This is a genomic window from Sorangium sp. So ce887 (genome assembly GCF_051521455.1).
GTDB lineage: Bacteria > Myxococcota_A > Polyangia > Polyangiales > Polyangiaceae > Sorangium.
Genome location: NZ_CP150354.1, coordinates 873,113 through 895,112, shown reverse-complemented (window position 1 = coordinate 895,112; position 22,000 = coordinate 873,113). Strand labels below are relative to the sequence as shown.

At 72.6% G+C, this 22,000-nt stretch carries 17 protein-coding genes; 6 read left to right on the top strand and 11 right to left on the bottom strand.

What is annotated here, in order from left to right; all coding sequences use genetic code 11:
* Positions 1–5: 5 nt before the first annotated feature.
* A complete protein-coding gene (locus WMF36_RS03420; RefSeq protein WP_437578154.1) occupies positions 6–626 on the top strand; it encodes a glutathione S-transferase family protein in 621 nt (206 codons plus the stop codon).
* 79 nt (positions 627–705) lie between these two features.
* On the opposite strand, the gene WMF36_RS03415 is transcribed toward WMF36_RS03420, so the two are convergent.
* From WMF36_RS03415 to WMF36_RS03395, 5 genes are all read right to left on the bottom strand, one after another.
* Positions 706–1,881 carry an acyl-CoA dehydrogenase family protein gene (locus tag WMF36_RS03415; protein WP_437578153.1) on the bottom strand — a complete coding sequence of 392 codons (1,176 nt, stop codon included), beginning with the start codon at positions 1,879–1,881 and terminating at the stop codon, positions 706–708.
* Positions 1,882–1,891: 10 nt separating this feature from the next.
* Positions 1,892–2,761: an isocitrate lyase/PEP mutase family protein gene (locus tag WMF36_RS03410; protein WP_437578152.1), complete on the bottom strand. Its 870-nt coding sequence runs from the start codon at positions 2,759–2,761 to the stop codon at positions 1,892–1,894.
* A 127-nt stretch (positions 2,762–2,888) separates the two neighbouring features.
* Complete coding sequence (locus tag WMF36_RS03405; protein WP_437578151.1) at positions 2,889–4,241, bottom strand: erythromycin esterase family protein; 1,353 nt, start codon at positions 4,239–4,241, stop codon at positions 2,889–2,891.
* A gap of 282 nt (positions 4,242–4,523) precedes the next feature.
* Positions 4,524–4,763, bottom strand: a complete 240-nt coding sequence (locus WMF36_RS03400; protein ID WP_437578150.1) for a DUF378 domain-containing protein — start codon at positions 4,761–4,763, stop codon at positions 4,524–4,526.
* Positions 4,764–5,006: 243 nt separating this feature from the next.
* On the bottom strand, positions 5,007–5,825 hold the full coding sequence (locus tag WMF36_RS03395; protein ID WP_437578148.1) for an SIR2 family NAD-dependent protein deacylase: 819 nt from the start codon (positions 5,823–5,825) through the stop codon (positions 5,007–5,009).
* A gap of 485 nt (positions 5,826–6,310) precedes the next feature.
* Between WMF36_RS03395 and WMF36_RS03390 the strand changes: the two genes are divergently transcribed.
* The 3 genes from WMF36_RS03390 (at position 6,311) to WMF36_RS03380 (ending at position 11,221) form a co-directional block, all read left to right on the top strand.
* Positions 6,311–8,158 (top strand): vWA domain-containing protein, encoded by a 1,848-nt coding sequence (locus WMF36_RS03390; RefSeq protein WP_437578147.1) that lies wholly within the window; start codon positions 6,311–6,313, stop codon positions 8,156–8,158.
* A 429-nt stretch (positions 8,159–8,587) separates the two neighbouring features.
* Positions 8,588–10,297: a hypothetical protein gene (locus WMF36_RS03385; protein WP_437578146.1), complete on the top strand. Its 1,710-nt coding sequence runs from the start codon at positions 8,588–8,590 to the stop codon at positions 10,295–10,297.
* Between the two features lie 78 nt (positions 10,298–10,375).
* Positions 10,376–11,221 (top strand): ribokinase, encoded by an 846-nt coding sequence (locus tag WMF36_RS03380; protein ID WP_437578145.1) that lies wholly within the window; start codon positions 10,376–10,378, stop codon positions 11,219–11,221.
* Positions 11,222–11,261: 40 nt separating this feature from the next.
* On the opposite strand, the gene WMF36_RS03375 is transcribed toward WMF36_RS03380, so the two are convergent.
* A complete protein-coding gene (locus tag WMF36_RS03375) occupies positions 11,262–11,795 on the bottom strand; it encodes a DUF2505 family protein (RefSeq protein ID WP_437578144.1) in 534 nt (177 codons plus the stop codon).
* A gap of 218 nt (positions 11,796–12,013) precedes the next feature.
* Between WMF36_RS03375 and WMF36_RS03370 the strand changes: the two genes are divergently transcribed.
* Together WMF36_RS03370 and WMF36_RS03365 are read left to right on the top strand one after the other, a co-directional pair.
* A complete protein-coding gene (locus WMF36_RS03370) occupies positions 12,014–13,069 on the top strand; it encodes a retropepsin-like aspartic protease (protein ID WP_437581848.1) in 1,056 nt (351 codons plus the stop codon).
* Positions 13,070–13,261: 192 nt separating this feature from the next.
* The gene (locus tag WMF36_RS03365; RefSeq protein ID WP_437578143.1) at positions 13,262–14,719 is read left to right on the top strand and encodes a cyclic nucleotide-binding domain-containing protein; all 1,458 of its coding nucleotides are present in this window, start codon (positions 13,262–13,264) and stop codon (positions 14,717–14,719) included.
* A 21-nt stretch (positions 14,720–14,740) separates the two neighbouring features.
* On the opposite strand, the gene WMF36_RS03360 is transcribed toward WMF36_RS03365, so the two are convergent.
* From WMF36_RS03360 to WMF36_RS03340, 5 genes are all read right to left on the bottom strand, one after another.
* Positions 14,741–15,310 carry a hypothetical protein gene (locus tag WMF36_RS03360; protein WP_437578141.1) on the bottom strand — a complete coding sequence of 190 codons (570 nt, stop codon included), beginning with the start codon at positions 15,308–15,310 and terminating at the stop codon, positions 14,741–14,743.
* Between the two features lie 142 nt (positions 15,311–15,452).
* Positions 15,453–17,564 (bottom strand): ATP-binding protein, encoded by a 2,112-nt coding sequence (locus WMF36_RS03355; protein WP_437578140.1) that lies wholly within the window; start codon positions 17,562–17,564, stop codon positions 15,453–15,455.
* 108 nt (positions 17,565–17,672) lie between these two features.
* Positions 17,673–18,761 (bottom strand): MaoC family dehydratase, encoded by a 1,089-nt coding sequence (locus WMF36_RS03350; protein ID WP_437578139.1) that lies wholly within the window; start codon positions 18,759–18,761, stop codon positions 17,673–17,675.
* A 164-nt stretch (positions 18,762–18,925) separates the two neighbouring features.
* On the bottom strand, positions 18,926–20,626 hold the full coding sequence (locus WMF36_RS03345; RefSeq protein ID WP_437578138.1) for an acyl-CoA dehydrogenase family protein: 1,701 nt from the start codon (positions 20,624–20,626) through the stop codon (positions 18,926–18,928).
* Between the two features lie 412 nt (positions 20,627–21,038).
* A complete protein-coding gene (locus WMF36_RS03340; RefSeq protein ID WP_437578137.1) occupies positions 21,039–21,950 on the bottom strand; it encodes a polyprenyl synthetase family protein in 912 nt (303 codons plus the stop codon).
* Between the last annotated feature and the right edge of the window lie 50 nt (positions 21,951–22,000).

Here is a 22,000-nt window from a genome sequence, read left to right as displayed (position 1 = left end):
ACATCATGCTGAGACTCTGGGGTCACAAGAACTCTTCGAACGTGCAGAAGGTCCTCTGGGCGCTCGACGAGCTCAGGCTGGATTTCGAGCGCGTCGACGCCGGCGGGCCGTTCGGCCGCGTGAAGGACGCCGACTATCTCACCCTCAACCCCAACGGCCTGGTCCCGACGCTCGAGGACGGGTCCCTGACGCTCTGGGAGTCGCACGCGATCGTGCGGTATCTGTTCGCGCGCTACGGCTCGCCGCCGCTCCAGCCGAGCGATCTCGCGGAGAGGGCGCGCGCCGACGCCTGGACAGACTGGCAGCTCGGGACCCTGTGGCCCCCGGTCCGGACGCTCCTCATCCAGCTCCTGCGCACGCCGGAGGAGCGCCGCGATCGGGGCGCGATCGACGGTGCGCGCAAGGCGGCCCTCGCCGCCCTGGGGATCCTCGACAGGCAGCTGTCACGGCACCCGTGGGTCGCAGGAGAGTACTTCACCTTCGCCGATATCCCCCTCGGGGTGGCGGCGCAGCGGTGGTACAACCTGCCGGCCGACCGGCCGGCGCTCCAGCACGTCGACGCGTGGTACGAACGCATCAAGCGCCGGCCGGGCTTCGAGCGCTGGGTGGACCTCCCGCTCACGTGAGGCGCGCGCCCCCCGCGGGCGCGTGACGGCTCGCCTGCTTCGCCCTCTCGTCTCCGTCTCTCCTCTCGCGGACGGCCCGTCAAAACATCGGTAGCTCGGTGTCCAGCCCGAGGAGCACGCGACCCTGGACCTCGCGCGTGTGCGGGGCGACGAGGGCGTGCTGCGTGACGGCGTGGACGTCGCGGAAGCAGCGCTGAAGAGGGCTGTCCGCGTAGAGCGCCGTGGCGCCGCCCGCCGTGAAGGCGAGATCGACGACGCGGGCCGCGCCGAGAGCGGCATTCGTCGCGGCGAGCCGGACGCGAGCTCGCTCCCGTATCGTGATCGACCCGCCAGAGGCCGCGGCATCCCAGACCGCGCCGACCGAATCGAAGAGGTACGCCCTGGCCGCGCCCAGCGTGGCCTCGGCCTCGGCCACGACGAGCGCCGTCGACGGCCGCGCCGCGAGCGACGCCATCATTCCAGACGGCCTCTTGGTCGCCGCGAGACGGACCAGCTCATCGAGGGCTTCGCGCGCCACCCCGAGCGCGGTCGACGCGACCGCGCTCGCGAGGAAGCCGAAGAGGGGGAACGAGAAGAGCGGCCCCGGATGGATCGGCGCCGCCATCGGGAGACGGATACACCGGCCGCTCGGCACGAAGACGTCCACGACCTCGAAATCGTGGCTCCCGGTGCCGGCGAGGCCGGAGACGGTCCACGTATCCAGGATCTTGCACTCGGAGGCGCGGAACATCGACACGACGGCCTCGGGCATGCCCGCCGGCAGCATGCGCGGGGCCGCCCCGTCGAAGACCACCGCGGTGCCGCCCAGCCAGTCGCAATGCTGACAGGCGCTCGCCATCGCCCACCTCCCGGTGACGCGAACCCCTCCCTCGACCTCGACGGCGCGCCCGCTCGGCGCGAAGACGCCGGCGGTCACGGCATCCGGGCTCGCGTACATCTCTCTGCCCCCCTCCGCCGGGAGGTGCGCTTCGAACGCGCCGGTCGTGCCGCAGATCATCGCGCACCATCCCGCCGCGCCGTCGGCCCGCGAGAGCTCCTCGATGACCTGCATCGCCGTGAGGGGGTCGGTCCCGAGGCCACCGAGCGCTCGCGGACGACACATGCGGAAGATCCCCGACTCCCTGAACGCCCTCGCGACAGGATCGGGCAGACGGCGCTCGCGCTCTCCCTGCTGCGCGTGCTCCTTGATGAGCGGAACGAGGCTGCGCGCCGCGTCGAGGAGCGACGCGGGCTCGGCGGAGGACATGGTGGACATGGTTCCCGACTCAACCCTTCCTGGGAGGCAGCGCATAGCGCTCCTCTTCAGCATAGTACTCAGGGAAGCCGACGATTTCCTGGAGCGTACCGAAGCTCGTCCGGGGGTCCGGGTGCCGGCCGGCGCGCAGGGCCGCGAGGGCCTCGCGCATGGCGGCGGCGGCGACCGAGAGCAGGGTGAGCGGATAGGCCGCGATCTTGTAGCCGATCGCCGCGAGCTCGGCCGGGGGCAGCACCGGAGTCCTGCCGTGATCCACCATGTTTGCCATGGCCGGCGCGCGCACTTCCCGGCAGAACGTGCGCATCTCCTCCACGCTCTCGGGCGCCTCCAGGAACACGATGTCGGCCCCGAGATCGGCGAACGCCCTGGCCCGGGCCAGCGCCTCGTCGAAGCCGTGGGTCTGCCGGGCGTCGGTGCGCGCCATGATGAGCACGCCGGCGCCCTCGTCGCGCGCGTCCACGGCGGCCTGGACGCGGGTGAACGCCTCGTCGCGGGGCACGACCTGCTTGCCGCGCGTGTGGCCGCAGCGCTTCGGAGCCACCTGGTCCTCGATCATGACGCACGCGAGCCCGGCCTGCGCATAGCCGCGCACCGTGCGCTTCACGTTCATCGCATTGCCGTAGCCCGTGTCGCCGTCGCCGAGCACCGGGATCGACACCGCAGCGCAGATCGCCCGCGCCTGGTCGACCATCTCGCCATACGAGATGAGCCCCGTGTCCGGAGCGCCGAGGCGCGCGGCGGAGACCGCGAAGCCGCTCATGAAGGTCAGCGAGAAGCCGGCCTGCTCGATCAGGCGCGCCGACAGCGCATCGAAGCAGCACGGCATGACGAGGAGGCCGGGCGTCGCGAGGAGCTCGCGGAGCTTGTGAGCGGAGGACACGGCCGGGACGATACCTCGACCGGCCGCCCTCCGGGCAAGCGCGAAAGCCCGAGACGCGCCGCGCGGCGGCGGCGCGCGGGCGGGGCCGGCGCGACCCTCCCCTCGCCAGAGCGCCTGTTCCCGGCGCTCACATCCCTGTCGGGTACGTCTCCGCCTCCGGCTCGCGCCGCTCGGTCGTCCATTCCAGCGGCCGCACCGCGCTCGTCTCGTCGACGTGGATGACCGCGTCGAACTGCTCGCTGAGCCTCGCGTGGAAGTAGTGGCTCGCCCGCTCGGTCTCCGGGAGATAGAGCACGCCGATCGCGCGCTCGAGGCAGCGCTCGCGCAGCGCCTCGACGAGCTCCCGGCGCGCGCCCGCCTCGGGCCGCAGGTCGAGCCAGAAGCGCGGCAGATCCGTGTCGTGGAAGAGCCGCTCGTAGCTGTCCGGCAGCGACGGCCGGACGCGCTTGATCTCCGCGGGATCGCCCCACGCGGAGGCGGCCATCACGGTGCCGGTGTGCGTCGAGAAGCCGACGAGGAACGTGTCGTCGCCGAAGCGCTCGCGCAGGAGCTGGCCGACGTTCCACTCGCCTGCTTCGCCCATCTGCGTGGCGCGCGCGTCGCCCAGGTGCGAGTTGTGCGCCCAGAGGACGGCCCGGGTCGGCGCATGGAACCGATCGAGGTGCGCGACCAGCGCCTCGACGGTACCGGCCATGTACCGGTCGCGGAGGTTCCACGACGACACGGGGCCACGAAACATGGTGCGGTAGTACTCCTCGGCGCTCTGCACGAGCCGCGCGTTCTGCTCGACCTGGAAGTACTCGTCCTCGGCGACGCGCCCATCGAGCTTGGCATACTCGGCCTGCTTCTTCATCAGCTCTATCAGCTGCTCGACGACCTCGCGCTCGCACGACCCGCTCAGCTCGAAGCCGGCCGCGTACCCGTATACCTGCGGGTCCTCGCTGAACCGGTCGAAACACCCGTAGCGGCGCCGCGCCCGCCTGGCGGCCTCCGGATCGACGCGGTCGAGGTATTCGAGGACAGCCTCCATGGAGGCGTGCAAGCTGTACAGGTCCATGCCGTAGAAGCCCGCCTTCGGCTGCCCGCGCGGGACGCGGGCGTTGTGCTCGCGGAGCCAGCGGACGAGCCCGAGGACATCCTGGTTGCGCCACATCCACCGCGGGAACCGCTTGAAGCCGCCGAGCGCCTCCTCGGCGCTGCCGTCGTCGTCCGTTCCGCGGACATGGCGGTTCACGCGGTAGGCGTCCGGCCAGTCGGCCTCGACGATGACGGCGGTGAAGCCCCTCTCGGCGATGAGCCGCCGCGTGATCTGAGCGCGCGCCTGGTAGAACTCGTGTGTGCCGTGCGTCGCCTCGCCGAGCAGGACGAAGCGGCGATCGCCGATCGCGTCGAGCAGGGCATCGTGGTCCCGCGCGCGGCCGCTCAGCGGCCGGGCGGCGTCGCGGGCGAGGGCGGTCACGGGTTCTCGAGAGCTGGGCATGGTGTCACTCCTGGGTCCGTCGCGGCTGCGGCCTTGTCGGGACACGACTGCACCTCTCCAGTCCGCCGGATCGACCCTTCTGACGAACGACGAGGGCGCCTGGGAGTTGCCGCTGAGCTCGCTGTTCCATGGTTCCAGAACGGTGTCTGGACAGGTGCCATGAGCTGCAAGACCCGCGCCGGCACAGACCACGACCTCGGGAGCCACCTGACTCCCAGGTACTCCGGATCCGGTCCACGGCGCGCCTGCTTCGCGCCGGTGCGCCCGGTCGAGCGAGGCCGCTCAGGGCGTCGTGGTGACGCGCGTGCGCTTACCGAGCTGGGTTGAGGCGTAGAGGAGGTAAAGGCCAGCGAGCCCGACGAGCACGTAGACGATGCGGCTGATCGCGCTGAGCCTGCCGAAGAGCGCGGCGACCAGGTCGAACTCGAACAGCCCAACAAGCCCCCAGTTGACGGCGCCGATCACGACGAGCGCGATCGCAGCCCACGTTAGCCCTGAAATCCCACGGTTGACCTGTTCCATACCCCGGGAGAAGCACGAGCCGCGCCGCGCGCGACGTGCACCGCGCGCGCGCTGCGACGTGCTGCGCAACCCGCTGATATCGCCCGCTCGTCGCCGTCACGCTTCGCCTCTGTCGCGCTGACGCCGCCGGCCTGCCGTCGAGGAGGCCGCCCGCCGGGTTCGGCGCGGGCGCGCGGGGGCGATCGCGTCGCCGGAGAGAAGTCGAGATCATCGCGTCGGCGCGCGCCGGTCAGACCGCGATCGTCACGGCGCGGGCGCCGGTGCGAGGTCGAGCAGCGAGGGCAGGATCTCCCCCGCGCCGCCGGTGAACACGAAATCGCAGAGGCTGGTGACCGCGCTGGGCTCCACGTTGATCTCGGCGATGAGGGCGCCGTGACGCTTGGCCAGGGGGACGAAGCCTGCCGCCGGATAGACCACGGCCGAGGTGCCGACCACGAGCAGGAGATCGCAGCCGTCGACCCCGGCGGCCGCCGCGGCGAGATCGCTCTCCTTCAGGGCCTCGCCAAACCAGACGACGTGCGGACGCTGCACGCCGCCGCAGCTGCAATGAGGCAGCTCCGCGGCGGTGAAGCGGCGGGCGCGGGTCTCCGGATCGGGGGAGCCGCTGCCCGCGAAGGCGGGTGTGATGGGCACGCCGCGGTTCTCGGTCACGCTCCCGCACGAGAGACAGCGCACCTGCCACACCGAGCCGTGGAGCCGCACCAGGTCCCGCGAGCCCGCCTGCTCGTGCAGGCCGTCGATGTTCTGGGTGATCAGGGTGAAGACGCCGCCGGCCTCCCGAAAGCGCGCCTCCAGCCGCGCCAGCGCGTGGTGGCCCGGGTTCGGGCGGCAGCCGAGCGCGCGCTCGCGGCGGTGGTTGTAGAACTCCCACACGAGCCCCGGATCGCGCTGCCACGCCTCGGGCGAGGCGAGGCTCGTCGCCTGGTAGCGCCGCCACAGCCCGCCGGCGCCGCGGAACGTGGGGATGCCCGACTCCGCCGAGACGCCGGCGCCGGTCAGGACGGCGATCTTCCTGGCGCGGCGCAGGCTGGACTGGAAGCGCTCGCGGCTCGTTGCGCTCATCGCGGAACCTCCTGAGGAAAATCAAGCAGGGAGATGGGGAGACAGGAGAACGGTTGTCGCTGCCCCCGGCTTCCCGCGTTCCAGCGCAATCTAGCGCGCGGCGGCGCCTGCCGCACCGCCGGTGCCTGTCGCACCGTCGCCGCGCCACCCGGTCCCGGGCACGGAGCACGCGCGGCCGGCGCGCCCTCGATTTTCGGTGTAAGCCGGCGGAGGCGACCGCGTTTCCCTGACACCCGGACGCGCCGGGGGCCCGCCGCCGCGAGCCCCGGCCGCGAGGGTCCCTCCGTCGGCTCGCCGGACAACCGGCGACACGCGGCTTTCGCCCAGCGAGAGCGGCGGGGGGATCCGTCTCGCCCCTGGACGATGCCAAAGGGGGGCCGCGCGTGCGGCCCTCGCAAGGACCTGTGTCGGGGTCGGCGATGACCGCCCCACGAGAACGTACTGCGGGGATCCGCGCTCGCGATCCCCTTCAAGGAGGACACCTCATGCGCACCCGACCCCTCGATCTCGTCGCCCCTTCTCTCCTCGCCGCGCTCCTCGTGGGCTGCGGCGCTGCGCCTGCCCTGGAGCCGGCGGCGGCGGCATCGGCGGCCGTGCCGACGGGCACCGCCGCCGGGCAGTCGATGCAGCCGGAGTACGACGCTCCGCAAGAAGAGGACCGCGCGTCCGCCGCTCGGGACGAGAAGGCCGAGGTGGCCGCCCCCGGGGCCCCGCCCGCGGTGGCCGCCCCGCCCCCGCCTGCCCCGCCCGTTGCGGCGGCTCCTGCCTCGCCTTCGCCGGTGCGGGTGGCCCAGTCGGCCACCGCGACGTCGGCCGCCAAGCCGGAGGCGCGCGGCCGCGCGACCGGCGCCGCGCCCGCGCCCAAGAAGGTCTCCGCCCCGGCGCGCCCCGCTGCCCCGCCCGCGGCGGTCGCCGTCACGGCGCCCGAGCCCCAGGGCAGCGAGTCGTACCGCGACTATGGCGTCAACCCGGTCGAGGACCCCGCGAAGGACCGGCTCTCGACGTTCGCGATCGACGTGGACACGGCCTCTTACGCGATCGCGCGCCGCAAGATCCTGGACGGAGCGCTGCCCCCTTATCAGGCCGTGCGCGCCGAGGAGTTCCTCAACTACTTCGATTACGGCTATGCGGCGCCCACGACGGGCCCGTTCGCGGTGCACCTCGCGGCCGCGCCCTCGCCGTTCACGGTGGGCCACCACCTCGTGCGCGTGGCGGTCCAGGGCAGGCGCGTGCCGGTCAAGGATCGGACGCCGGTGCACCTCGTGTACCTCGTCGACACAAGCGGATCGATGCACGCGCCGGACCGGATCGAGCTCGCGAAGAAGAGCCTGAAGATGCTCACGGAGTCGCTCAAGCCAGGGGATACGGTCGCGCTCTGCACCTATGCGGGCAGCGTGCGGGAGGTGCTGGCGCCGACCGGCATCGAGAGCAAGGGGAAGATCCTCGCTGCCATCGCGGACCTCAGCGCGGGCGGCTCCACCGCCATGGCGAGCGGGATCGACCTCGCCTACAGGCTGGCGGAGCAGACGCTCGTGAAGGGGCACATCAACCGCGTCGTCGTGCTCTCCGACGGCGACGCGAACGTCGGCCCGACCTCCCACGACGAGATCCTGAAGACGATCAAGCGCGCGCGGGACAAGGGGATCACGCTGTCCACCATCGGCTTCGGCCAGGGCAACTACAAGGATCTCATGATGGAGCAGCTCGCCAACCAGGGCGACGGCAATTACTCCTATATCGACAGCGAGGCGCAGGCGCGGCGGGTCTTCTCCGAGCAGGTCGGCGGGATGCTCCAGGTCATTGCGCGCGACGTGAAGATCCAGGTCGACTTCGATCCGAGCTTCGTCAAGAGCTACCGGCTCATCGGCTACGAGAACCGCGACGTGGCCGACCGGGATTTCCGGAACGACAAGGTGGATGCGGGCGAGATCGGCGCCGGGCACAGCGTGACGGCCCTCTACGACGTCGAGCTCAAGGCCTCGGCGCAGAGGGGCGAGGGCGCGGCGCCGGTCGTCGTGCGCCTCCGCCACAAGGCGCCTCTCGGTTCGGACGTGGCCGAGGAGACGCTGGTCAAGATGGCTCCTGGCGCCATCGCGCCCACCTTCGACGCGGCGCCGGCCGACCTCCGCTTCGCGTCCGCGGTGGCCGGCTTCTCCGAGATCTTGCGCCACAGCCCGCATGCGCGCTCCTGGAGGCTCTCCGACATCGAGAAGATCGCGAGGGCAGCGGCGTCCAGCAAGGGCGATCAGCAGGAGTTCCTCGGCGTCGTCCGCCGCGCCGGCGCGCTCGCGGCCGGCAAGACGGACGCCGTGGCCGCGAGGCTCGCCGACTGACCGGCAGATAGGTAGGTAGAGCGCCACGCCGCCTTCGAGCCGGCCCGGACATGCACGCCGGCACATCGAGCAGGGGCAGGAAACGACACGCCGGAGCCCGGCCACAACTCCGAAGCGCACTCTGCTGTACAGATGCTCACCAGGGATCACCGCGCCGGCTCCCCCTCAACGGCCACCCTCGCGGTCCCGCAACCGCAGTATCGCGCACCCGCTCCGTGTGAAAGCGCAACGGGCGCCATCGACGACGGCAACCCACCAACGAGAGCAACCGGCAGACTGGATTCCAGCGCGGAGCAGATTCCATTGCAGTTTCGATCAACTCAGGTCCGCGGAACTGTGACTTGACATCTCGTCTCCGATGTCGCTTTTATCATTCACCGTCCTCGGGCGTGGCGCGCGGGACGAAGGCCGAGAAGCGAGGACGCTGCCGTGGATGCGCTGTGCGTAACGATGCGGGGGCGGTGCCAGTATTGCCAGGCGATCCTGCCCATCAACCGGGTCGACACGAAGATCTTCTGCTCCGTGTGCGGCACGTTCACCGAGATCGCAAACCGCGTGTGGCATCGCATGCTACGCGAACCGCTCTACCGCGCTCCGCGCCTGCTGCCGGGCGAGGTGCAGCGCGTGCAGGAAATGTCACTGTCACTCGAATTTTCTCGATCGAAGCCCGCTTGTCGCGCTTGCCGGGCGCCGCTCTCCCTGGATTCGAGCGCGCTCACACCCCTCTCGTGCTCGAGCTGCGGGACGCAGCACGCGCGTCGCCGCTGGCCGGCGGCCATCCCGATCGCCGGCCTCGATCCCGAGGCGCTCCTCCTTGGAGAGGAGGCCGAGATCAGCGCCGCGGCCGAGCGCCCCGGCACCGCGGGCGTCGAGCCGTCTTCTTGCGCCCTTTGCAGCGCTGCGGGCGACTCGAGCGCCCCCGCAGCAGGCTGCGAGCGCTGCACCGCGGTCCCTCACGTTCCCGAAGCCTCCTCGCAACGCGTCCGTGACCGCGCCCCGATAACATGGCTCATCGCGTCGGAGCGGTTCGCCCCCGTCAGCGGGCGCGCCGCCCCGGTGCAAGAGGGGCTCTTCGACTGGAGAGAGGCGCCCAGGGTCGCACCGCTCGACGACGGTGGGTTCGTCCTGCTCTCGCTCTCCACCGGAGAGTGGACCGAGCCGCGGCGCAGCCACGACGAGGTGCATGAGCGCGTCGTCGTGGCGCTCGGCCCGGATCTCCGGGTGCGGTGGCTCCGGCGCGAGCGCATGCCCGGGAAGATCGGGAAGCAGGCGCTCGGCCTCGCGTCGGACGGTGAACGCATCCTCCTCTACTCCCGAGACGGACACGAGGTGCTCAATAGCGCCACCGGCGCCTCCCTCGGGAAACAGGCGACCAGCGATTCGATGCTCGCGTCGCTCCACGGGCGGGTGGCGCGCGCGCTCGGCCTTCATCTGCGGGTCGACAGGGGACGCATCGCCGTGGTGCAAGGCGATGCCGCCGTGCTCCCCGGAGCGGTCCTCGGCCGACGCGGCGTGAAGGTCGTCCGGCGCCTGCCCGGCGGCGGGCTCGGCGTCCTCTCCCGCCACCGCGGGGTGAGGCTCGATGTCGTCGATCCGCGCGGCGCGCTCAGGACGTTCCTTGTCAATCCGAAGGACGGCTCGCTCGATAGGCTCGCATTCTCGGTCAGCCCGAGCGGGCTCGTCGGAGTGCTCAACCATCGTCGCCTCTGGGTGGCCCGACCGGAGGACCAGGAGCTCCGCCCCTGCCTCGAAGGCCCGGCCGGCCGCGTGTGGCGCGATTCCGTGCTCCTCGCCGTCGACGACGGCGTCTGGCTCTTCGAGAACAGCTCGGGAGCGCGGCGCTACGCCCCAGACGGCGCACTGCTCTTCGACGCCGAGATCTGCCCGCGGCCGGCGACGCGCTCGCCGGCCCAGGTCGCCGGCGAGTCGGCACAGAAGAGGAGGGACAGGGCGCGGAGACACAGGCCCTCGCGGGCCGGCAAAGGGGAGCACGAGCTGGCCGAAGGGACGCGGAGCGAGGCGGCGCGCCAGGAGAGATGGCCGCTGCGCGCGCTCGCATGGCTGTTCGGTCGCACGACGCTGCTCGTCCTCCTTTTCACGCTGGGGTCCCGCCACCTGGACGGCGCGCTCGGCGGCTGAGCCTGGAGCAGCCGCCTCATCGGCTCATTGGCGCCGTCCAGCGGCTCGGCGCCGACGCGTTCGTGGTATGCGGCGGACATGGGGTTGCTCGCGATCTGCGGCTCGATCACCGCCGATCTCTTCGGTTACGGCCCGCGGCTGCCGCGCCCGGGCGAGTCGGTGCTGGGCCGCCGCTTCCTCGTGGCGCCGGGCGGCAAGGGGGCGAACCAGGCGGTCGCCGCGGCGCGCTCCGGCGCCCGCGTGCGGCTCGCGGGCGCGCGCGGCGACGACGCCCACGGCGAGCTCTGCGCCGCCGCGCTCACCGAATGCGGCGTGGACCAGTCCACCGTGGCAGTCCACCGCGGCGCGACGACGGGCGTGGCCCTGATCTGCGTCGACGACGCCGGGGAGAACCAGATCCTCGCGATCCCCGGCGCCAACGCGCTCGTCGCGCCGCCCTCGCCGTGCGGGGCCTCGGTCTGGCTCTGTCAGGGCGAGATCCCGGCCGAGGCGATCGACGGCGTGCTGTCGGCCGCGCGGGCCGACGGCGCGCTGTCGATCTGCAACCCATCGCCCGTCAACGCCATCGACCCTGCGCTCGTCGGCCGGTTCGATCTCGCCGTGGTCAACGAGCTCGAGCACGAGGCGCTGCGCGGTCACCTGCCGGAGCGCGTGGTGCTCACGCGCGGCGCCCGCGGTGCGGTGCTGCTGCCCTCGGGCGAGGAGCTCCCGGCCCTGCCCGCCCGCGCCGTCGACACGACCGGCGCGGGGGACGCGCTCGCGGGCGTGCTCGCCGGCGGGCTCGCCTCCGGGATGGCGATCGAGGCCGCGCTGCGGCTCGCGATCGCGGCGGCGGGCCTCTCGGTCGAGCGCGAGGGGTGCCAGCCCTCCTATCCGACCCGCGCCGAGGTGGAGCGCCGCCTCGGCGCCGCCCTGGATCCGTGATGGCCTCTCGGCCTGGTCGGCCGCGCAAAACGCGCCCCCTTCACGCCGGCTGAACGCTCGCCGCCGCCCGGGCGGGGTGCTCCGCGATCCATCGATTCAGGAACGCCGCGCTGTCGTCCCAGCCGGCGCGCATCTCCTTTTCCATGATGCCCTCGAGCACCCTGCCCACGCCGAAGATCTTCGCCTCGATCGTCGCCCTCGCCACGCGCGTCACCTGGCCGGGGCCCGACGGCTCGACCCGCAGGGTGCCCGAATTGCGCAGCCGATCGTGGAGCAGGCTCGGCGCCATCGTCCAGCTCCAGGTCCGCGCGGCCTTGTCGAAGACGCTCTCCTCGATGTAACGAAAGTTCGGCCCGAGCATCGATTGAAGGGCGGCCGGGAGCGCATGGATACGGGGCTGCCCGGTCGCCTTGCGCACCCTCGTGCGCTCGTCCTCCCGCTGCTCCAGCACCTCGAACGAGGGGAACTTGAGGACGTCGCGGTACATCCGTTCATTGACCTCACCGCTGAAGAACAGCTCCCAGAAGGTGTCCTCGTCGCAGTGAATCACGTGCCTCGCCTCGATGTGGATCATGCGTTTGCCTTCTCCTGCGCAAACCTTGAAGCCGGACGAGCCGGCTGACAACCGGCGCTCCGGGGTCACCGGCAGAGCCCGCTTGACCGAGGTCGAGCGCCGGCCAAGGATGGCTTGATGACGATGCGAGAGAGACTCTCCACCTCTCCGGAGAGAGGCGAGCGCGGCGAGGCCCGGCGCCGGGGCCGTCCCTCACCGCGGCAGGCCGAGCGCGGATGATGCGGGTGCAGCGCGCTCGTGGGAGGGCGGCCCTCGCGCTCTCGATCCCCCTCGCAGCCGTCGCGCTCGCGGTGGCCGGCTGCGCCGAGCCCGCCGCGGTCCGCGCGGCGCCGGCCTCGCCGCACGGCGCGGCGCCGGCCGTCGACGCCGCCCACGGACCTCCGCCCGCGGAGCCGGCGAGCGCGGGGCCGGCGGCGCCGGCGAGCGCCGGGGGGCGCCGGGCGAGCCTCCAGTTCGAGCTCAACGACCGCCCGTTCCCCTCGCCGCTCATCGATGCCGTCGTCGCCGGCCAGCCGACCGCGCTGATCGTCGACACCGGCGCCTCCCACCACGTGATCGCCCGCTGGCTCGCCGACGAGCTCGGGCTGCCGCTCTCGACCGCCGGCGACGTCGCGGTCGACCACGCGGGCCGGCCCGTGCCGGTCTCCCGGATCGAGCGCGCGACCCTCGCGCTCGCCGGGTGGGGCGCGGTGGACGCCCCCGCGCTGCTCGTCGTCCCCGTCCCCGACGCGCTGCAGCGCCTCGGGATCGGCGGCGTCCTCGCGCCGCAGGCGCTGGCCGCGCCGGGCCGCGCGGTCGTGCTCGACCTGCGCGAGGGACGGATGACCGAGGCGCCGCGCGACGAGGCCGCCCGCTCGCTCCGGGCGCGGTTCGGCGAGGCCGCGATCGCGGAGCTCGGCCACTGCGGCGGCCCGAACCAGGGCCGCGAGCTCACCGTCAAGGCGACCGTCGAGGGGATCGCCGTCACGCTGAAGGTCGACTCGGGCGCGTCACAGAGCTCGCTCTTCGCCGCCGCGCCGGCGGGGAAGCGGCTGTCGCACCGGGCGGCCGGCGGCAGGAGCGCCTACGCCGCCTCAGGCAAGCACACCGTCCCCGTGCTGTCAGGCGCGCGCCTCCACCTGGCGGGGTTCGACGCCGCCGCGGAACTCGATCTCTTGCCCGGCCAGCGGAGGGGGACCTGCCCGTCGGACGGATTTGCCGGAATGGATGTGCTCCGCAACTGTGTGCTGGTGCTCGCCGAGGACGGCGGCCTCGCGGCCTGCGCCCCGCCGTGAGCGGCGCGCGCGCGTTATCGCGTTGAGCGCCGCGGCGCGGATCGGGGCTGGGCCTCGAGAGGCGCGCCATGCCCCAGCGAGGTCGCGATGCGTCGTGGTAGAAGGGGCGCACGCGTGGACGTCCTGTCGCCGCGGCGGGGAGGGATCCGGCTCGCCGCGACGCCGAGGCGCCTACGGTGGTCGGGAGGCATCATGACGACAGGTTTCGAGTTCTTGACCCAGGATGACGAGCGGCTGCTGCTGGAGAAGTCGACCTGCGTCACCTACCGACCGGGCGAGCAGATCCTCGAGGAGGGCTCGCGCAGGCAGGGCATCTTCATCGTGCGCAGCGGCCTGGTCGGGGTCGAGGTCGCCCACCTCGGGCGCGGCGTGGCCCTCCGCCAGCTCGGCCCCGGCGCCATCTTCGGCGAGATGTCGTTCCTCGAGAGCGCCGCCGCGAGCGCCTCCGTCGTCGCCCGCGAGGAGTGCACCCTCGACGTCATCGAGGGCCCGTATGTCCACTCGCTGCTTGCCTCCGTCCCCGGCCTCGCCGCGCGTTTCTACCAGTCCCTCGCGATCATGCTCGCCCAGCGCCTCCGCGAGAACACCGCGATGCTCCCCCCGCTCCTCGTCGAGGACGTGCCCCAGGTCAACCGCTTTCACGCGGCGAGGACGGGCCAGGCCGGCACCAACAACATCCCTCCGAAGCTCATCGACACGGTCGAACAGTTCAAGTTCGAGATGATGATCGCCGACAGGATGGTCAAGGAGGCCAAGCAGCCCGAGGCGGAGATCCAGGAGAAGGTGAGCGCCGCGTGCCAGACCATCGTGTCCGCGCTGCGCGAGCACATCGAGCGCGAGCGCCACCTCGAGAAGGGCATCGGCGCCTACGTCTTCCGCGAGACCTTCTCGCTCTTCATGCTGAGCCGCACCGTCGACCGGTGCTACACGAAGCCGCGCGGCTACGCGGGCGACTTCTACACGATCGAGATGATGTACAACGACGAGCCCGCCGGCGACGGCCGCCTCGGCCGCTTCATCGACCAGTGGGGGCTCGCGATCGAGGCCTGCCGCGCCGTCAAGAACAGGCGGGGCGTGCTGAGCCGCGCGCTCCGGGAGGCCTTCCACGTGCACGGGTCCGGCCCGGTCCTCGTGACCAGCCTGGCGAGCGGGCCCGCCCGCGAGCTGTTCGACCTCTTCGCGGATGGGGGCGAGCCGCCCGACATCAAGGCGACGTGCATCGATATCGACAACCAGGCCCTCGCCTACGCCGCCGGCATCGCCGAGGATCTCGGCGTCATGGACCGCTTCAGCTTCGCCCAGGACAACGTGGTGCGGCTCGCCCACGGCCGCGGCAGGACGGTGCTCAAGCCCCAGCACATGATCTACAGCATCGGGCTCACCGACTATCTGCGCGACGACCTCGTCGTGAGCCTCCTCAACTGCATGCATGACAAGCTGCTCCCCGGGGGCATCGCGGTCGTGGGCAACTTCGGGGTGAACAACCCGAGCAAGGCCTTCATGGACCACGTCCTCGAGTGGGAGTTGATCCACCGCAGCTCGGATGATCTCAGGACGCTGTTCTCCCGCTCGAAGTTCGGGACCACCTCCGTCGAGGTGCGCGCCGAGGAGGCGCAGGTCAACCTGTTCGCGTTCTGCACAAAGACCTGACGCGCCCGCGCCGCCGCGGCCTCAGCGGAGCCAGCGCACCTCGTACTCGCAGGTGGGGTGTCCCTCGAAACGGCACTTCGTGTGGAGGCTCTGCCCGCCTCGCGCGCCCGCGAGCCGGAGCGCGTTCTCCTGCCACGCCGGCACGGCGTCCCTGCAGGTCTGGCGCCCCGGGTCGGACTGCGGATCGACCCCGAGATAGAGGATCAGGCGGAAGAACCGCTCGCCCTCCGCGAGCGGGGCGAGCCGGCCGCCGTTGAAATACATGCCCCACATCACGCCGGCCTGCCGCATGACGAGCGCGGGCGTGCCGAGCTTGAGGAGCACCTTGTGCGCCAGCGTCAGGTCCTGCTCGGCCACGTAGGCCGCGAGATCGCGGATGACACCGGCCTTGCTCGGCCATCTCGTGATCTCGTCCGCGATGGCGTTCCAGACCGAGACAGGGTACCAGCTGTGCGCCACGAGGTCGGGCGAGGAGAAGACCGCGCGGGCGGCGGCGGGCAGCTTCGCGTCGAGGGCCGACATGGCCTGGCTCCCCCACCGCGTCTGCAGGTAGGTCCTCGCGTGCATGAGCGCTGAGCCCCGGATCTTCATCGAGACAGCCGCCTGTCCAGGATAGAGGCTCCCGGGCCGCTCGGGCCAGCGCGGAGCGCGCGTGTGCCCGAGCGCGCGGGCACGCCGCTCGCTCCGGCACCGCCGCCTGTGCGCGCGTGCCTCCGGGCGCGCACAGGCGCGCTCACTGCAGGCGCTCGGCGGTCGAGGCCGGCGGCGGAGCGTCGCCCGAGCCCTTCGCCCGTCGCGCTTGCGCGGACGCGTCGAGCACCGCGCGCACCGCCCTGGCGAGCTGCGTCGGCGTGTACGGCTTGGCGAGGAAGTGGACGGACCCGTCGAGCAGGTCGGCCGGAAAGAGGGAGTCCTCCGTGTAGCCCGAGGCGTAGAGGACGGGCAGCGGGGGGCGCGCGCGGGCGAGCGCCGCCGCGAGCGCGGGGCCGCGCGCGTCCGGGAGGACCACGTCGCTCACGAGCAGGTGGATCGCGCCGGGGTGGGTGGCCGCGAGCGCGACCGCCTCCTTGCCGTTCCGCGCCGCGAGGACCGAGTAGCCGAACGAGCGCAGCGCGGCGACGCTGAGGTCGCGCACCTGCGCCTCGTCCTCCACGACGAGCACCGTCTCCCCGCCCCCCGCGACGGCGGAGGGCGCCCTCGCGGGCTGCTCGGAAGGCGCGCCGCGCACGCGCGGGAAGCAGATCGTGAAGCGCGTCCCCTGGCCGGCGGCGCTCGAGAACCAGATGTGGCCGCCGTGCTGCTTCACGATGCCGTGGCACGTCGCGAGCCCGAGCCCCGATCCCTTGCCCGGCTCCTTGGTCGTGAAGAACGGCTCGAACACGTACTGCCGGATGGCGTCCTCGATGCCCTGCCCGGTGTCCGTGACCGTGAGCTCCACGTAGTCGCCTGGCTCGAGCTCCGGCGTCCGCTCCGCGTCGCCCGCGCCGATCGTCGTGTTCGCTGTCTCGATGGTCAGGCGGCCCCCCGCGGGCATCGCGTCGCGCGCGTTCACGGCGAGGTTCATGAGCAGCTGCTCGAACTGGCCCCGATCGATGTGGATGGGCCAGATCTGGCTCCCCGGCAGCACGGCGAGCTCCACGTCCTCGCCGACGAGCGGGCGGAGGAGCGGCTCGACGCCGAGGATGAGCGCGTTCGGGTCGACCACGGTCGGCTGGATGAGCTGCTTGCGCGCGAAGGTGAGCAGCTGCCGCGTGAGCGCCGCGGCGCGCTCCGCGGCGGTGCCGATCTGCGTGAGGTGATCGAGGACGGGCGACGACGGCGACACCTTGCGCACCGCGAGCTCCCTGTGCCCGAAGATGGCGGTGAGCATGTTGTTGAAGTCGTGCGCGACCCCGCCGGCCAGGCGCCCGATCGCCTCGAGCTTCTGGCTGTGCAGGAGCTGCTCCTCGAGGCGCCGGCGCTCGGTGATGTCGAGGCTCGTGCCGACGAGCCCGGTGATCTCCCCTGTGTCGTCGGTGAGCAGCTGCGCCGCCATCTGCATGTGCCGCAGCTCCCCGGTCGACGGACGCACGACGCGGCACTCGACGGGGCTCGCGATGCCGAGCGGCGAGGCGCTCTCCGCACCGCCGAAGACGCGGTGGCGATCCTCCGAGTGGATGAGGCCCGCGAAGAGCTCGAACGTCGGGCGCACGGACGGGTCGACGCCGAGGAGCTGGTAGAGCTCCTCGGACCAGCGGATGGTCCGCGACGCGAGGTCGTAGGACCAGCTGCCCACGAGGGCGATGCGCTGCGCCTCCTTCAGCATGCGCTCGCTGCGGCGGAGCTCCTGCTCGGCGCGGCGGCGCTCGGTGAGGTCGACGATCGCGCCGAAGAAGCGGGTGGGCGGGCCCGCCCCCTCGATGACGGGCAGGCTGCTCAGGAGGCACTCCCGCACCGTGCCATCCCGGTGGCGCACGCGGAACGCGCTCGCGCCCGATCCCTCTCCGGTCTCGATCGCCAGCCGCATGCCGGCGTGCATCCGCTCCCTGTCGTCGGGGTGGATGGCCGCGAGGAACGTCTCCGTCGACGGCCTGTCCGTCGCGGGGTCGCAGCCGAGGATCCGGAAGAGCTGCCGCGACCAGGTGACGTGGTTCGAGCCGAGCTCCCAGAGCCAGTTGCCCATCTGCGCCGCGCGCTCGGCCTCGTCGAGCTGCGCCTCCCACCCGATGGAGGCGGGGCCCCGCGCGCCGCTCGGATCCGCGGCGGAGGCGCGCTGGCGTGACGCGTGGGCGTCGCACAGCGCCTGCTCCAGCTCGGCGACGCGCGCGCGGAGTGAGTCGAGCTCACGGCTCGCAGCCGCGCTCATGGCCGTCCTGCTCCTCGTCGTGGCGGGGCGGTGCTCATGGCCGCGCATTGTATGCCGCGGCGCGCCCCGCGGGGGATCCCTCTTCTGCGACCCATGCCGCGAGCGCGCCTAGCTCCGTCGGCGCACGAGCAGCGTACGCGTGATCTCCACGACCTTTTCCTTGACCCTGCCGTCGGTCTTTCCGAGCTCGGGGGTGAACAGATCGGCCCCTTGCTCGAGCAGCGCGCGCGGCGGAGTGTTCTTCACGCCGACGATCCGGAAGGTGACGCTCCCGGCGCCTGCGCCGGCCTCTTCACGGGCGATCACCTTCGACGCGGCAAAGAGCGTGTCGCCCGCGAGCACGCCGCTCGGGTGGGCCCCGTCGTCGAGGCCGAGGTCCCAGACGCCGCACCCGGCGGTGTCCCGGCTGGAGAGCGCGAGCACCCAGGACAGCACGAGCCCCCCGTGGACGACGCGCGTCTTCGCGAAGGAGCTCGCCCTGCAGTACTGCTCGTCGAGGTGCAGCGGGTGGGAGTTGCGCAGGAGGGTCGCGAGCTGCATGTGCTCGCTGTCACCGACGGTCCGGCCCACCTCGTGGGTGAGCACGTCGTCCACCTCGAAGTCGTCCCAGAAGCAGGCGAAGCCGCCCTGGCGCGCCGGCGGCGGCAGCGGGCCGTCGAGCTCCTTCGGCAGGCGCGCCGGGGTCCCGTCCGGCTGCACGACCGCGTGCGGCGCGTCGGCGGGGCGCTCCGCGACGCGGCCGGGGGGCACGAGCGCCTTGCGCTCGAACGAGCAGACGAGCAGCCCGTACTGGTTCACCACCTGCGTCCTGACGTGGACGACGCCCTTGTCGCCCGTCGAGACCGGCTTCTTGCCGATGACCATCGAGCTCGCGCGCAGCGTGTCCCCTGGATAGCAGGCCTCCGGGAACCGCACGTCGATGTACGCGAGGTGCGCGATCGCCTGCTCGCTCACGTCGTGAACGCTGAAGGAGATCCCGAGGTTGAGGAGCAGCAGCGGGCTCACCGGCCTGTCCCTGAGCCCCACCGCTCTGGCCGCGACGCGGCTCGAGTAGGTCGGGATCGCGTCCTGGAACGAGGCCGCGAAGAGCGCGAGCATCCCCTCGTCCACGGTGACGTCCCAGGGGTGGGCGTACACCGCGCCCACCGTGAAATCGTCGAGCTTGCGGCCGTAGCGAGGAGAGCGGACGCGGACCATCGGTCCGCGCGATGATGGCACAGGCGCGCACCGCTGACGACGGCGCCGATCGCAACCACGCCTGCGCACACTCGCCCGGGCCCTCGCCCGCGTGCCCCCGCGCACACGCCGGCGCGCGCTCGCCCTCGTCCACGGCGCGCTCCGCCGCGGCGGAGCGGGCCCGTTCAGGGCAGCGATCCCTCGAGCAGGGCGCGCGCGATGCCCTGCGCGAGCACCTCGCGCGTGCCCAGGTGGAAGAAGAGGCTGCGGGCGTCGAGCAGCAGCCGCGCCGGGACCGAGCCCTCGGCGTAGCCGTTCGCCCCGTGGATCTGCATGCAGGCGTCGGCGGCGTCCCAGGCCGCGCGGCTCGAGAACAGCTTGGCCATCGCGGACGTGAGCTCGCACGGCTGTCCCGTGTCCGCGGCCTGCGCGGCGGCGCGCGTGAGCTGGCGCGCGGCCGCGACGCGGGTGATGAGCCCGCCGAGCCGGTGCGCCACGCGCGGGAAGGAGATGAGCTGCGACCCGAACTGCACGCGCGTCTTGGCCCGCTCGAGCGCGAGCTCCAGGGCGGCCTGCGCCACGCCCACGCCGCACGCCGCCGCGTAGACGCGACCGATCACGAGCGACCGCTGGATCTGGGCGATCCCCTCGCCTTCGCGCTCGCCGAGCAGGGCCTCGCGGCCGACCTGGAGCCCCTCGATCCGGAGCTCGTAGTGCCCCATGCCGCGCTGCCCGAGCGCCCGCACCTCGGCCCCGGCGATCCCTGCGTCCGGGAAGTCGGCGCCCGGCGCGCCGCGCCGCTTGGCGACGGCGAAGAGGCTTGGCCCGAGCGGCTGCTGTCCCTGTCCGCCTGGCGTCGTGGTCCTCGCGAGGGTGAGCACGAGGTCGGCGCGTGACGCTCCGGTGACCCATGCCTTCTTGCCGGTGATGAGGTAGCTGCCGTCGGCCTGGCGCTCGGCGCGCGTGGCGACGCGCGCGAGGTCCGACCCGTAGGCGGGCTCCGAGAACGCGAGGGCGCAGCGCGCCTCGCCGCCGGCGATGCGCGGCAGCCAGGTCCTGCGCTGGAGGTCGGTGCCGGATCGGGCGAGGAGGTCGAGCGCGATGGAGGCTGTCATGGTGAGCACGCCGAAGCCGAGCGAGCCGCGCGCGAGCTCCTCGACGGCGGCGGCCATGGCGGCCGCGCCGAGCCCGTCGCCTCCGTGCTCGGGCGCGGTGGCCAGCCGGAACACCCCGAACTCCCCCATACGGCGGACGATCGACTCCGGGATGAGCCCGTTGCGCCGGTGGATCTCCGGGGCGAGCGGCTCGACGAGGCGCTCGACGAAGTCGCGCATGTTGTGCCGTATCCATCCGACGCGCTCGTCCTCTGCGCCGCCGCAGCCGGGGATCCCGTGCTCCGCGGCCGTGCGCACGAGCGACGCCACGGCGGCGCCCGAGCCGGCGTCGCGCGCCCACGCGGCGACCGCGGGGTGTCCGATCGCCTTGGCGACCTCGTCATCGCGGAGCTCGAGCTCGCCGAGCGGCGCGACCTCTCCGCCCCCCAGATCGACGCCTCCGCGCAGCGACAGGAGCAGCGCCCCTGCGTGGGCCTCGGCGACGGCCCTGGCCTCGCCGCCCGCCTCGCAGGCCCAGCTGGCGAGCGAGCGGCAGGCCTCGATCTCCGCGTAGAGGTGGGCGAGCGCGTGAGCGGCGAGCTGGTGTCGATCGAGCAGCATCCGTGACACGTGCAGCGGCACGGCGGCGCTGCCGGCGCGGACGAAGCTCGCGCTCCTCGGCGCGCCCCGCAGGCCTGCGTTCGTCGGGCTCCCGACGTCCACCACCCGGTCCCGGAGCCGCCCGCGCGCGACGCGCGCGAGCTGCTCGACGGAGGTGATCGCCTCGCGCATTCCCCCTGGGCTATCGGCCTCGAGTTTGCGAGAAACGATGGTGGCGTGTTGCTCCCGAATCGCCCTCATCCCCAATCCCCCCGATCGCGGACTACGACCCACCCCTTATTTCACAAGACGCAGGGCAACCACCTCTGCGCCGCTCCACGGTCCTACCCACCGCGACAGGCGCGGAAAGGCCCGCCGAGAATGGCATCTCAACCAGTGTTCGTCGAGCCGGCCCGCACGCTCTCTGTCTCGATTCGACAGCGCGCTAAGGCCCTTCCCGAAGCCCCTTTTCGTCTTCCGTCCGGCGACGCGCAACCACGCCTGTTCCTCCGCAAATCCTAAGTCTCGGACGGCGCCCCTCAAACAACCGTAGGCCCCGCGCGAACACCCCCTCCGCGCGGACGGGCGCCCCGGGCAGAGGCCGCTACATCGAGCTCACGCTCGGGAGCGCCGCATCCCGGATCTTGCAAACCCGGAGGAGCCTGTCGCCCAGCTCGACCGCCCACGACCGCACGGCGTCGGCCCGCGGGCACTGCGGCACCGACGCGACAGCGTCCTGGATGAGCCGCTGCAGCAGCCGGGTCGTCCCGGGGAGCCCGAGCTCCAGCGCCGTGTTCGGCCGCCCGAGCGCCCCGTCCCGCCCCGCCGGCTTGCCCATGTCCTCCGGCTGGCCGATCAGGTCGAGCACGTCGTCCGCGACCTGGTACGCCTCGCCGATGCGCTGCCCGAGGTCGCCCCAGGCGGCCCCGTCCTGGCCCGCCGAGAGCGCGCCCAGGGCCGCCGCCGCCTCGAACAGCGCCCCCGTCTTCGCGCGCCGGTAGGCCGACAGCGGGACCTTCGCCTCCGACTCCCACGCCTGCCCGGCGATGATCCCCTGGGGCATCCCGACGCCGCCCGCGAGCACCTCGAAGAACCGGGCCGCCCTCCGCGCGTCGGACACGCCGCTCGCCACCGCGTGGAAGGCGCCGCGCGCGAGCGCCTCGAAGGCGAGCACGATCAGCTGATCGCCGGCGAGCACCGCGATCGGCTCGCCGAAGGCCCGGTGGACCGAGGGCTGGCCGCGCCGGATCGGCGCGTCGTCGAAGCAGGGGAGATCGTCGTGGACCAGCGACGCGCAATGGATGAGCTCGACCGCCGCCGCCGCCGCGTCGGCGACCTCCGGCGCAGGATCGCCGTAAGCCGAGGCCACGGCCAGGCACAGCCGTGGCCGGACGCGGGCGCCCCCGGGGAAGAGGGCGTGGTGCGTCGCCGCCAGCAGAGCGGGCGGCGACGCGGGCGAGGAGAGCGACTCGATGGCGACGCGGAGCACGCGCTCGATCCGGCGATCGAAATCCATGACGGACGACTTTTGACGAGGTTCAGGGCATTGTCAATGGTTTGAACAAC

Excerpts from the sequence above, each read along its gene's own strand:
- WMF36_RS03415 (WP_437578153.1), bottom strand. The coding sequence starts at position 1,881 with ATGTCCACCATGTCCTCCGCCGAGCCCGCGTCGCTCCTCGACGCGGCG.
- WMF36_RS03400 (WP_437578150.1), bottom strand. The coding sequence starts at position 4,763 with ATGGAACAGGTCAACCGTGGGATTTCAGGGCTAACGTGGGCTGCGATC.
- WMF36_RS03355 (WP_437578140.1), bottom strand. The coding sequence starts at position 17,564 with ATGAGCGCGGCTGCGAGCCGTGAGCTCGACTCACTCCGCGCGCGCGTC.
- WMF36_RS03360 (WP_437578141.1), bottom strand. The coding sequence starts at position 15,310 with ATGAAGATCCGGGGCTCAGCGCTCATGCACGCGAGGACCTACCTGCAG.
- WMF36_RS03365 (WP_437578143.1), top strand. The coding sequence starts at position 13,262 with ATGACGACAGGTTTCGAGTTCTTGACCCAGGATGACGAGCGGCTGCTG.
- WMF36_RS03405 (WP_437578151.1), bottom strand. The coding sequence starts at position 4,241 with ATGCCCAGCTCTCGAGAACCCGTGACCGCCCTCGCCCGCGACGCCGCC.
- WMF36_RS03390 (WP_437578147.1), top strand. The coding sequence starts at position 6,311 with ATGCGCACCCGACCCCTCGATCTCGTCGCCCCTTCTCTCCTCGCCGCG.
- WMF36_RS03380 (WP_437578145.1), top strand. The coding sequence starts at position 10,376 with ATGGGGTTGCTCGCGATCTGCGGCTCGATCACCGCCGATCTCTTCGGT.
- WMF36_RS03345 (WP_437578138.1), bottom strand. The coding sequence starts at position 20,626 with ATGCGCGAGGCGATCACCTCCGTCGAGCAGCTCGCGCGCGTCGCGCGC.
- WMF36_RS03350 (WP_437578139.1), bottom strand. The coding sequence starts at position 18,761 with ATGGTCCGCGTCCGCTCTCCTCGCTACGGCCGCAAGCTCGACGATTTC.
- WMF36_RS03375 (WP_437578144.1), bottom strand. The coding sequence starts at position 11,795 with ATGATCCACATCGAGGCGAGGCACGTGATTCACTGCGACGAGGACACC.
- WMF36_RS03395 (WP_437578148.1), bottom strand. The coding sequence starts at position 5,825 with ATGAGCGCAACGAGCCGCGAGCGCTTCCAGTCCAGCCTGCGCCGCGCC.
- WMF36_RS03370 (WP_437581848.1), top strand. The coding sequence starts at position 12,014 with ATGCGGGTGCAGCGCGCTCGTGGGAGGGCGGCCCTCGCGCTCTCGATC.
- WMF36_RS03340 (WP_437578137.1), bottom strand. The coding sequence starts at position 21,950 with ATGGATTTCGATCGCCGGATCGAGCGCGTGCTCCGCGTCGCCATCGAG.
- WMF36_RS03420 (WP_437578154.1), top strand. The coding sequence starts at position 6 with ATGCTGAGACTCTGGGGTCACAAGAACTCTTCGAACGTGCAGAAGGTC.